The sequence below is a fragment of the Enterobacter cloacae complex sp. IR53041 genome (genome assembly GCF_049238285.1).
GTDB lineage: Bacteria > Pseudomonadota > Gammaproteobacteria > Enterobacterales > Enterobacteriaceae > Enterobacter > Enterobacter roggenkampii.
In genome coordinates, this window is the sequence record NZ_JBMKHB010000015.1 from 99,086 (window position 1) to 109,987 (window position 10,902).

The following is a 10,902-nucleotide window of genomic DNA, read 5'->3' on the forward strand; positions in this document are numbered from 1 at the left end:
CTGTGTACTGACCACTATATATGAAACAAATATTCCATTTTAAGTTGAAATAAAATAAATGATGATTATTGTGATCAAGGATGGATTTTTATGTTAACAGCCAGCACCACTGACGCCGCGTGCGCTATTAAGGGATTTCGGGCGAGGAAATGACTGAAGCTTCTGTTTCATTTTTGCTGCCAGATGGATGGCCGACATTTAAAAGACGCGGTTTTGCGTTTAGAATCATATGACTGTATTTGGGGGAAAAGATGACGACAGCAACCAGCCTGAACGAACTGCAGCAGCAAATCCGCGATCGCTACGATAGCCTGAGCAAGAGGCTGCAGCAGGTCTCCCGCTACGTGCTGGACAATACCAACAGCGTGGCGTTTGATACGGTTGCCGTTATTGCCGAGCGCGCCGACGTGCCGCCCTCGACGCTGATCCGCTTTGCCAACGCCTTTGACTTCACCGGCTTCAACGAAATGAAACAGCTGTTTCGCATGAACCTGGTGGAGGAGACCGCCAGCTACAGCGACCGCGCCCGGCTGTTCCGCGAGATGGAGAGCGAGGCCGTGCCGGAAACGCCGCTCGATATCCTGCAGGAGTTTGCCCGCTCGAACGCGCAGGCGCTGCAGCAGCTGGCCGCCCGCGCCGAGCCGGAGATGCTGGAGCGCGCGGTACAGCTGCTGGCCGACGCTGACACCATCTACATCGCCGGACTGCGCCGATCCTTTAGCGTCGCCGCGTACCTCACCTATGCTCTGAGCCATCTGGAGTGCCGTCCTATCCTGCTCGACGGCATGGGCGGGATGCTGCGCGAGCAAATCAGCCGCATTAAGGCGCGCGACATCGTGGTGTCGATAAGCTTTTCCCCGTACGCGGAAGAGACGGTGATGGTCAGCGAAACCGCCGCCAGCGTCGGCGCGCGGCAGATTGTGATTACGGACAGCCAGATCAGCCCGCTGGCGACGTTCAGCGATCTCTGCTTTGTGGTGAAAGAGGCGCAGGTGGATGCGTTTCGGTCTCAGTCGGCGACGCTGTGCCTGGTGCAGTCGCTGGTGGTGGCGCTGGCGTATCGGTTGGGAGAAGGGAAATAAGGAATCGGTCTTAATGCTTTCCTTAATCATAAACGGTTGGATCTATCAGGGATAAAATGTGAAAAAAATTTTATGGGTGAAATTCGGCTGGTCAGAATATTATCGGGGTGGACCGGTTAATGGTAATTTTGGTTGGCTAAATGAAAATAAAAAAGACGAGCGACGGGGTCACGAGGCGTTCAACTTTGAACCTGCACCTGATGGCACTTATTATTGTTATGTTCCGCCACAAGCAAAACATTATGCCCCTTTAAACGAAGACCCGCACGGATGGACAGTTATTTGTCTTGCGAAAAATCCTCGACGCGCCGGGATCCACATTGTTGGATGGTATGAAGATGCAACGTTGCACGGAAAATGGCTTGTTCCGCCTGACAATGAGATAAAAAAAGCGGGGGATATTAACGTATCTTATAGTGACAGGTCATACTGTATTTCAGCCCAGAAAGCCTATTTTATTCCTCCCGACAAACGAAACGCTCCGTTCTCCGATCCCTCCATAAAACAAGGGAAATATTCCTTTCTCGAAGGACCTGGGGTGGAAATCAACGACAATAAGATACGCGTACTTAACTTGCTGAATCAACGGATGGAAAAAATCTCTCCCTTTGCCATCCTTAATCCAAACGATATTAACTCTCCCGACCCTGAACTTAATACAATCGATCCCTTAACGGGATTCGGTACTCCAGAACATAGGAAACGTGTCGAAAAGCGCGCCGAAGATATCGTCATTACACATTACGAGAAAAAAGGTTTTACCTGCAAACGTATGACGCATCTGCCCTGCGGCTATGATTTCTCATTCACGAAAGGTGAAGAGGAGAGACATATTGAAGTTAAAGGCACATCAAGCTCAACCCCGCAATTTTTCCTTACACGGAAGGAACATTTGAAGGGAATGCAATCTAATTCAAAATGGCGTCTGGCAATGGTGACTTCTGCCCTTTCTGAATCGCCGAACTTAATTGAATATACTGCCCGCGACCTGAAACGCGTATTTGAGCTTGAACCTTATGTTTATATTGGAAGATTTCTTCCCACAGTAAAGGAATAATGAAACTATTCTTTAGACACAAAAAACCCTCTAAGAAACAGAGGGTTTTTTAGAACGTTAAAAAATTTTAACCGCGTTTATTCCCCACTCAATTATTTACGACACACATAGCCAATTGACTGGTAACAACTTTCTTAAGCCTGATTTTACCCGTACCGTTTTATATACCGTCACCGGAAATCAGTACCATGGAAAATGCCATGTCATCGGGTCAGTGAATCGTACTGCTTCTCACAGACTCGTCCGGCTTCGGCGGCCCGGTCAGCGTACTCTGCCAGCTGTCGGTTTCGCTCGAGAGATTTGCTGAGCACGTCGGCAAGCAAAACTCCGGTGTCTGCGGCTGACGCCCCAGCGCCGACAGTGGCGTTATACTGCCTGAGCTGCTCACGGATGGCAACGAGCTGTTGCTGCAACCGGCCAGCGCGAGCGGCAGCATCAAGAGCATCATTGCGCGCCTGGTCGATCCTCTGCTGCGCTTCACGTTCATTGGTCGCTTTCTCCTGTTCTTTCAGCGAACGCAATTTTGCGTCGGCCTGTTTCTGGTCTGCCTGCGCCTGCGCATACCCGGCATCGTACTGGCGGCTACCGTGTACATTCCAGGCAACCACTCCGCCGATGGCCAAAGCAGCAAGCATCAATACGATAAGCAACTGTTTCCAGTACGCTTTGAAGAGTGCCAAGATCATAGACTTGCCTTTGGCTTAAAACGACGAACGTTAATAGGTTCTCCATAAGGCCATGACCAATTCAACCAGGTGAAAGTTTTCAGTTCACACATTCCATCAAACCACTCGCCAGGTTCTATGTCTGAATAACTGCAAACGATCTCCATTCCTCGTTCAGTCTCCTGCAGGGCAACAGTATCTGTCTCCCACCTTGTGATAACTAGAGAAAGAAGTCTTTTCATGAGAGCACCTTGCTGGCGGTGATGTATCGAGCGCGACGGTCGTCGATGCCGTTCTGCCCGCCATTGATGATCTGCGTGACGCGCACCAGGTCGCCGGTGTACTTCATGCAGCCTTTTGTTGCGAAGAACCACGCCGCGCTGCGGGCCGCATACTCATCCTGTGCCAGCAGCTCTGGCTTCTGCACCAGATCAACCTTCAGGCCGTTTCCGCAATCGCGGTAGTTTGTCAGCCCAGTTATCTGGATAAGCCCGCGCCCGCGGTAAAACCATCCGTCGGTCGGCCCGTTGTTTCCCATGCGTTTGCTGTACACCAGGTTGGCGATCGCGCGCTGGCGCTCCAGCGGCAACGATGGCTCACCAGCACGGCGGCCAAGCGCATTGGCCTGGCCCTGAGTGAGTCGTCCGGTGCGGACGAATCCTGCCAGCCCGGTAACGCTGTAGTTGAAGTTCTCCTGCAGCCGGGTGAAGCCGCCGGACTCATGGCCCACCTGCGCGATAAACATCGCCTGGTGCAGAGGTTGCTCAATGCCAAACTCTTTCATGGCTGCGGTGATATGCAGGTACCAGCGCGCGGCCAGCACCTCACTGATGCCAGCTGCACGCTGGAACTGATTAATGTCCATGCTGGGACCTCGTTATTTTGAAGATTTGCACAACGTTCCCTTTTGTCTTGATGAGCGCAGCCAGGAACACGGCTTTGATGATTATTTCTGACCAGTCGGCGCTGACGTAGTACCCGTAGAATGTCCGGATAGGTACGCTGGCGGCGACGACGATCAGCAGATAGGCGAGCCAACCTCCCCACCTGCGATGGCGTGACCCGTCACGGCGGAACAGCAGGACTCGGATTGCAATGCCGCCGCAGATAGCGGCGTTAAGCATGAGAAGCAGCTCAGGACTGGTCATCGTCTTTTCTCCCCGGGATCAGGTCGCGCGGATTTTCAGAACGGTGATACAGCCAGATGCCAATGCGAACAGCGACGATTGCCGACACGAATGCCCCGGCGGAATACACAATGCCTTTCTCGAAAGAGTCCTGCGTAATCGTCGGTATCAGGCTGGCAAAGCCTATCAGAATGGAAGCTGTCGCTTTGTAGAAGAGAAGGCCGCAGAAGAAGCTGAGGAACGCCAGAAGTAACCGCCGCTTTATGGGATATTCCACCGCTGAGGTAACAAAAATTACCGCACCAGCAAGCGCCCCTAAAGCCACCTCAGGCGGCACACCCGCGACCACAGACATAAGCGCGCTCAGGCTAAGCCCCTGATTCAGCGTTTCCGTGGTTAACGTGTGTGACATAGTGACCACCGTTTAATGTGCATAAAGAACCCCCTTAGTAGGTGAGTTCATCATACACAACAAACCATATGTGGATTAAATTTAATCGGATTGCTCTTAGCAAAATTACCCTATGGGTGATATATTGATCCCCATGTAAAATGGACACCAACGCTAACCAAACAAGCGTGTGTAGCAGTTATCACAGAACTAATTAAAGGTAATATAAAATTATGACATCGATTTTAAATAATCTTGTAAGATTTGTAGCCTTACTGAGCGCCATAGGATTAATAAAAGGGCATAGTAAAGACAATAACCTTATGATTTTAATAGAGATTGTCATGATAGCTATGTGGCTACAAATGGATTACAAAAAAAATAATATCTTTAATTAAAAAATAGAACTTATATTATGAATAATATTAAAAATGAAAAGCTTTACGGAATTGAGGCGCTTAGAGGTATTGCAGCCCTTGTTGTTGCCATTGGTCATAATCGTGGTATGTTTGGTCAAGTAGAACTTGGATCAATCATGGACAGACTGACAGCAAATGCAATATTCGGGGTTGAAATATTCTTCATAATAAGCGGGTTTATTATTTCATACTCCACAAGAAACATAAACTCACCATCAATTCGTAATACAGCGTCATTTCTTGTCAAAAGAATATTCAGAATATATCCGGTATACTTTGTAATACTTGCTATCTATGTAGCTCTGTTTTACAGAAACATTTACACTGGCGTCGCCGAGGGTGGTTCCTTATCAACAGTAAATATTACTAAGTCTTTCTTCCTTATACCGCTAGACTGGAATTCCTTACCTCCATACTATGGCTGGGGAACCATAATTGTTTCATGGTCTTTAGCTTATGAAATGTATTTTTATATTGTATTTGCACTTTCAATGTCAATTAGCATCAAATATAGGGCTTTGATTGCATCTATTGTACTGGTGAGCGTAAGTGTTTTATTGCCTGTCATATTCAATGGTAACATTACCATCGACGCACAAAGATACTATTTCAATGGTGGTTATTTATTATCTCACTTTGGGTTCATAGGAAACCCAATTGTTTTTGATTTCATTCTTGGAATGATAATTGCACAAGCACTCCCATACATTAATAAAGTTAAAATAAACAATGGTATAGTTAATAGCATTGCCATAGCTTTGCTAGGATTTTCTTTTGTATTTTGGCTGAATGGAATTTCAGAAGGACATGGATTAACCAAATCTGCATATATCGCCTTTACGATAGTATCTTGCGTTATAATTCTTGAAAGAAATTCAGTTTTTGTTTTTAACAAAGTACTAATATCATTGGGGACAATATCTTACTCACTTTATTTGATTCACGTTCCAGTAATAAAATACATAGAGCTTTATGGTCAGACAATAGGTTTAAACACTAATATTAGATCATTACCTCTATACATATCATCTTTAATAATATCTGTTTGCTTGTCTTATGTTATATTCAACGCAATAGAAAAACCTTTCATCAATGCTGGGGCAAGGATTGCCAAAAAGATTTCTGGATAAATGTGAGGCGTCTTTCGACGCCTTTTTTTATGTATTTGTTCCGTCAGCCCTCTTCCATGTTCCTGTGGTGGCGTTCCACCATATTGGCAGGCCTAAGTTAGTATCGTAATATTGCTGACCCGCCTTAGGCGATGCTGGTCTTTGTGAGGTTGCTCCCTGACTAACAATTACTGTATCAGGAACCCCTTGACATGCCAGCGCTCTATACTTACTTTGGTCTCCACCAATATTAACTTCGCTGTTTCCATCGAATACAGAAGACAACACCGTCACGCCTCCACTCGTATCCTCAATATTAATTCCGCGTTTTTGAGTTGGCCCATCATTCGCAACCCCCCCCTCACCAAACAGGCAGCCAGCAAATGCAACATATTGTGTATCGCCACCTATCCTAATTCCACCTTCGCCATTATTAGTGAATCTAGTATTAGTGAATGATGATTTTTTACACGCATTCATGTATACGCCGAAGTCTTTGCTGTAATGAAACTCGGTGTTTACACAGTTTACAGAAAAACAATCTCTAAGTGTTAATCCATGACCTTGAAAAGCACCCATATGGCCATTTACAATAAAAACAAAAAGGTTACAATTGTTGAGTTCTGTAACGCCTTCAATTGTTACGTCAGTCAGTTCGCATGTACCATGGCTCGGTTTTGCCCAATCGTCATATCCCAGTAGCAGGCATGGAGTAGATGTCGGATTTGCGCAATAGGTATTTCGCATTTGAAATCCCACTGAGTTGCGGACCTCGATACGGGAAGTATAGGCGATAAAACTGTCTGAGATAACTAATGAATCTGCCCAGTCAACACCATTTGGTTGCGTCCTGTTTGAATAAAACATTGAACCTATTCCACGAATTTTCCTAAAGGTGACATATCTGTAGTCTATAAGCTCAAATGTTAATCTGTAGAATGTACATCCGAACACCTCCATTTGCTGCTGTTGATGGCAGCGTATGGCTATAGGGTAATCTCCATCTAAAGCTGATGGGCATGAAAAGGTGAGGTTTTCTATTCTCGCACCATTAATGATGTAAGTAGATGGCTGGTCAGGATCGCCAAAATAGAACATTTCATCTCCGGCAGAAACAGGCTGTATTTCTACACCGATATTTTCTCCAAAGAGCAATGGCTTTTTGATATATACATTTTTTACTTTGTAAACACAGCCAGAACCATTACCTGACACATCAGGGATAAACACTTTCTTACCGGTAGCTGAGGCTTTTTTAAAGGCTAATGAATCATCTGAGACGCCATCACCCTTAGCACCAAAATCAAGTACGTTTACGAAATCATCAAGCTTATCTTGCACAGTTCTTGAAACGCTTCCTGTTGCAGGAAATTTGTAACCAATTAACGTACTGCCTGTTGGCTTCGCCAACTCTATCATCACGTCAGAGGCAGAACCTGACGGAGGAATCACAACGATGGGATTACCTGCGCTGTCGAATGCGGGCATTTTATTTGCTCGCGTTGTGGCGTCTGGCAACTGAGGTATCGATTCAGGAACGCGCAGTGTTTTGTTAAGGTTACTGTCAACATAGTTTTTAGTGGCCGCATCCTGCGGGTCACGTGGATCATGCAGGTTGCGAATGTAATTTCCCAGCGCGTCGTACCAGTTAGCGATGGTGGATGGCTTGCGAAGCGCGAGGCTAAACATAGTGCCAACCTGCTGGATCAGCATCGTCAACTTATCAAAGGCGTCCTCATGCACTTCTGCAAAGAATTTACCCTGATTACGTAAATCAGTCTCCTGGGTAGGCTCCAGCTCTCGCGCAACGGAGATCTTCCATCCGGTAGCCAGCGGCGCGGTAAGCACAACATTACCACCGCTATAACCACCAGCGTTAGTCACCGTGTAGTCTGTATCAAGTATAAGCGTACTGATGTTTTCACTCAGGTCTATAACCGACACTGTCAGATCTGTTTTCTTGAATATGCGGAAGGTGTACGGGAAGGATGTCGTAACGCCGTTCCCGGTGTAATCGTTATGGTCAACTACGGTTGATACCGTCATGGCCTGTCTCCAGTAAAGCAGCGCCCGGCGCGCATGCATCATCTGGACAGTTTATTACCTGTCAAACCTTATATGAATTGAATGAATAACAATCAGGAAAGTTATTACCTTTTGGGTAAATAGCAATTCGTGCTGGATAGTATTTCGAACTTTTGCTACTGTACATATATACAGTGAATGCATGGAGATTATCAGATGCAACGTCAGTATCATCACCCGCTGGAAAAAGGATTTGCAGAACGCATACACACGCCGGGAGGCGTTCGCTCCCTTGTTGAAGAATCACACCTGATGACGTTGCTGAGACAACTGAATGAGGACGGCTTTAATGTTGATGGCCCGATGGCAGAACTGACCGCCCTGGTGAATTACGTCACCAGCTCGCAGATGTCCATGAAGGATCTGCAGATGCATCTCGATTACTGCGTGGAAAAACTGAAGCAGGAAACGACATAAAGAAAAGGCCGCAAAAGCGGCCTAGTATACTAGATGTAGCGGACCTGAATTCCCCATCCATCTGACTGAGTTAGTTTTGGTTCAGCTTTCGCTGCTAAATACCCCATCCATCCCTTTCTCGGATCGCCTAACGTTTTTGCCATTTCGTCCGAATACTGTGATGGAACCCAGATAACAAGGTCTCCTTTTTCTAAGGCGCCTGAATCTGCTTGTGCTGCCATAAAAATAGCCGGAACGATAAACCCACCGTCATCGGATGAAACCTTCACTGCATATATGGCGTTACCATCACCATCTGGTTCCTGATCCGTAATAACAAGTGCCAGAAGCCCTTGTCTTTCTGCAATATCAGTTGTGCAATACTTACACGCGTATTCAAATGCTGATTCGTTATCTTTGAAGCAAAGGTCTTTAATATTGTTATTCACGTTCTGATCCTCAAGAATGGGCCGACTGCTCGGCCCTTCCGTTGCTAAAAATCATTCACCTGCTTAAGAATATACTGCGCGTTGGTAGTAATGTCGCTTATGCAGCGCCTTACCCCGGCCACATAGCAGAAAATCGTCGTCAACTCTGCCGCCGCACCGGAGACATCATGCCCATCATCTTCCATTTGGCGAAGCAGATTCATCAGCAGGGAATGCTCCGTCAGGCCAAGGACACCTTCAGGTGAATGGATATGCTCGCGGTAGCCAGGCTTCAAAGAAGCCTCGTATCGCTTCGTATTGTTTTTTACGACTCCACGGATCGCTGCCACTACCTCAGCGCTCAATTTTTCTTCAGCCAGAAGTACATCTCTTGCGGATATCAACTCTCCTTCAAGAGGAATTCTTGCAACCAGAGAAACCGCTTCGTTGAACTGCCCAGCTTCGATATCTTTATAGGAAACACCAAAGTGAGATTTTAACGCAGACCACATTGTGATAATGGCCTTAGCCTGCTTGTCCTTAGGGAGGGCCTGGCCGCGAGACATAACCATTTCTTTAATGGCATACTGCTGATCAGCGGTGATTTTACCCAGTTGAGTCTTCACAGATTTGCGCGGGTTAACCACTTGGCCTTTCGTCCAGTATTCGTAGAGCACATCGTCACACTCTTCCTGATACTGGATCACGCGGTCACGGATTTCTGGGCGAACTTTATTTGGGCTGATGGTATGGAGCCAGCCGGCGAGTTTACGTAATGCCATGCAAACCACGCTACGACGCTGAGTATCACCAGGAAGCTGCATCACCATTTCGGTGATGCAGGTTTTGAATCGCTCAGTCAGCTTTCTGTGCTGTGTTTGCCAAGCCAATCCCATACCTTCAACAATAGGTCTCATTGGGGTGTATGGCTCTCCGTTGTGGTTGACCACAAACAGATCAGTGCCGTGGAATGGTACGCTGATGGTGCAATGATTTTGCTTCAGTGCTAAACTATTCATGTCGGTTTACCTGTAAGTTGCTGACAAATTAGAAGCCTGACGGTCTGGCCACCGTTGGGCTTCACTATTTTTACTGCACATTTATCCTTTCCTCTCTCACCCCCTTAGCTAGCAATCTCACAATCGCAGAGTTTATTGAAATGCAGTCCATTTCAGCCATGCGACGTATTTCTTGGTCCAGCCTCTCTGGAAGTCTTAGGTTTAATTTGATGCTCTTACGTTCGGTACAAAGTGATTTTTGCATTTCAGCCTCCTTGGGGCCAACTTGACACCTGGTATTAATTTAACACCATTGCGTGATATGTCAACTTGGCCCCATAATAATTTTGAATAATTTTTCCAGGTGACTTATGAGCAAATACCCAAGCCAGATGCAGGATAAGTTCAACCTCAGATTCCCTGATGGAATGCGTGATGCTGTTGCTGAACGCGCCAAAAGCAACGGCCGCTCCATGAATTCTGAGATCGTGCAAATGATTGAGGATGCGCTTTCTGGAGCCCCGGCCGTAGCCATTGGCAGTCATAAAGAACTGGTTGAGCGTTACCGGGCGTTAGCGAAATCACTCCCTGAAGATGGCAAGAGTGAAGAGTGGCAAAAAGAATTTGATAAACTTACTATCGCGATCGTGGATGCAATGACACCTCTTGTGCTTTTAAGATCTGAGTTGGTGAAATTGCATGAGAAGGTTGACAAAACTAATTAAGCAGTAAGGATAATCCATGCCAGTTTTCTCAACACCAGATGAATACAGCAACGGTTATGTACCTTCCGGTAATGCGTTACCAAAACCAGAGGGGTTTGATGTCCCACCCCCAAAAGGCACAAACCCACCACCACAAACGGTAGTCAGTAATACTTCACATTTGGATATGCTGCTTTCGCCATCAGGTGCATATGGCATACCACTTCTAATATTTACTTTAATTGTGATTTTCATTCTCCTCAAAATACGGAAGTGAGAAGCACATAACGTTCTGTGTCGACATCCGCACCCACGCGCAGTACATCACCAAAAACGCAGCCGGGTTCTGGGTAATGGTGCCAACTTACTGATTTAGTGTATGATGGTGTTTTTGAGGTGCGCCAGTGGCTTCTGTTTCTATCAGCTGTCCCTCCTGTTCAG

At 46.6% G+C, this 10,902-nt stretch carries 14 protein-coding genes; 5 read left to right on the plus strand and 9 right to left on the minus strand.

Translation table 11 applies throughout. The features are described from left to right. Positions 1 to 251 precede the first annotated feature (251 nt). Positions 252 to 1,082, plus strand: a complete 831-nt coding sequence (locus tag ACOTXF_RS12750) for a MurR/RpiR family transcriptional regulator (protein ID WP_008502123.1) — start codon at positions 252 to 254, stop codon at positions 1,080 to 1,082. A 58-nt stretch (positions 1,083 to 1,140) separates the two neighbouring features. After that, positions 1,141 to 2,139 carry a DUF3883 domain-containing protein gene (locus ACOTXF_RS12755; protein WP_047745164.1) on the plus strand — a complete coding sequence of 333 codons (999 nt, stop codon included), beginning with the start codon at positions 1,141 to 1,143 and terminating at the stop codon, positions 2,137 to 2,139. Positions 2,140 to 2,342: 203 nt separating this feature from the next. Here the strand turns inward: ACOTXF_RS12755 and ACOTXF_RS12760 are convergent, their stop codons facing one another. From ACOTXF_RS12760 to ACOTXF_RS12775, 4 genes are all read right to left on the minus strand, one after another. Next, on the minus strand, positions 2,343 to 2,825 hold the full coding sequence (locus tag ACOTXF_RS12760) for a DUF2514 domain-containing protein (protein WP_270588685.1): 483 nt from the start codon (positions 2,823 to 2,825) through the stop codon (positions 2,343 to 2,345). Between the two features lie 217 nt (positions 2,826 to 3,042). Continuing rightward, complete coding sequence (locus ACOTXF_RS12765; RefSeq protein WP_270588686.1) at positions 3,043 to 3,669, minus strand: glycoside hydrolase family 19 protein; 627 nt, start codon at positions 3,667 to 3,669, stop codon at positions 3,043 to 3,045. After that, on the minus strand, positions 3,659 to 3,952 hold the full coding sequence (locus tag ACOTXF_RS12770) for a phage holin family protein (protein ID WP_270588687.1): 294 nt from the start codon (positions 3,950 to 3,952) through the stop codon (positions 3,659 to 3,661). The genes ACOTXF_RS12765 and ACOTXF_RS12770 overlap by 11 nt, the downstream gene beginning before the upstream one ends. Continuing rightward, positions 3,939 to 4,343, minus strand: coding sequence for a putative holin (locus tag ACOTXF_RS12775; RefSeq protein WP_270588688.1), 405 nt, complete (start codon positions 4,341 to 4,343; stop codon positions 3,939 to 3,941). The genes ACOTXF_RS12770 and ACOTXF_RS12775 overlap by 14 nt, the downstream gene beginning before the upstream one ends. Before the next feature lie 394 nt (positions 4,344 to 4,737). On the opposite strand from ACOTXF_RS12775, the gene ACOTXF_RS12780 reads away from it, so the two are divergent. Further along, a complete protein-coding gene (locus ACOTXF_RS12780; RefSeq protein ID WP_248261252.1) occupies positions 4,738 to 5,871 on the plus strand; it encodes an acyltransferase family protein in 1,134 nt (377 codons plus the stop codon). Positions 5,872 to 5,898: 27 nt separating this feature from the next. Here ACOTXF_RS12780 and ACOTXF_RS12785 read toward each other — a convergent pair whose 3' ends face one another. After that, a complete protein-coding gene (locus tag ACOTXF_RS12785; RefSeq protein WP_421635266.1) occupies positions 5,899 to 7,896 on the minus strand; it encodes a right-handed parallel beta-helix repeat-containing protein in 1,998 nt (665 codons plus the stop codon). A gap of 195 nt (positions 7,897 to 8,091) precedes the next feature. On the opposite strand from ACOTXF_RS12785, the gene ACOTXF_RS12790 reads away from it, so the two are divergent. Continuing rightward, the gene (locus tag ACOTXF_RS12790) at positions 8,092 to 8,352 is read left to right on the plus strand and encodes a hypothetical protein (RefSeq protein WP_066019107.1); all 261 of its coding nucleotides are present in this window, start codon (positions 8,092 to 8,094) and stop codon (positions 8,350 to 8,352) included. Between the two features lie 29 nt (positions 8,353 to 8,381). Here the strand turns inward: ACOTXF_RS12790 and ACOTXF_RS12795 are convergent, their stop codons facing one another. The 3 genes from ACOTXF_RS12795 to ACOTXF_RS12805 form a co-directional block, all read right to left on the minus strand. After that, the gene (locus ACOTXF_RS12795; RefSeq protein WP_247169831.1) at positions 8,382 to 8,780 is read right to left on the minus strand and encodes a hypothetical protein; all 399 of its coding nucleotides are present in this window, start codon (positions 8,778 to 8,780) and stop codon (positions 8,382 to 8,384) included. A gap of 44 nt (positions 8,781 to 8,824) precedes the next feature. Beyond that, complete coding sequence (locus ACOTXF_RS12800) at positions 8,825 to 9,778, minus strand: phage antirepressor N-terminal domain-containing protein (RefSeq protein WP_247169832.1); 954 nt, start codon at positions 9,776 to 9,778, stop codon at positions 8,825 to 8,827. A gap of 70 nt (positions 9,779 to 9,848) precedes the next feature. Continuing rightward, positions 9,849 to 10,022: a toxin-antitoxin system HicB family antitoxin gene (locus ACOTXF_RS12805; RefSeq protein ID WP_063255860.1), complete on the minus strand. Its 174-nt coding sequence runs from the start codon at positions 10,020 to 10,022 to the stop codon at positions 9,849 to 9,851. Between the two features lie 106 nt (positions 10,023 to 10,128). Here ACOTXF_RS12805 and ACOTXF_RS12810 point away from each other — a divergent pair, with 106 nt between their 5' ends. After that, positions 10,129 to 10,482, plus strand: coding sequence for an Arc family DNA-binding protein (locus ACOTXF_RS12810; RefSeq protein ID WP_247169833.1), 354 nt, complete (start codon positions 10,129 to 10,131; stop codon positions 10,480 to 10,482). A gap of 54 nt (positions 10,483 to 10,536) precedes the next feature. On the opposite strand, the gene ACOTXF_RS12815 is transcribed toward ACOTXF_RS12810, so the two are convergent. Beyond that, complete coding sequence (locus ACOTXF_RS12815; RefSeq protein ID WP_139153386.1) at positions 10,537 to 10,716, minus strand: hypothetical protein; 180 nt, start codon at positions 10,714 to 10,716, stop codon at positions 10,537 to 10,539. Positions 10,717 to 10,902 lie beyond the last annotated feature (186 nt).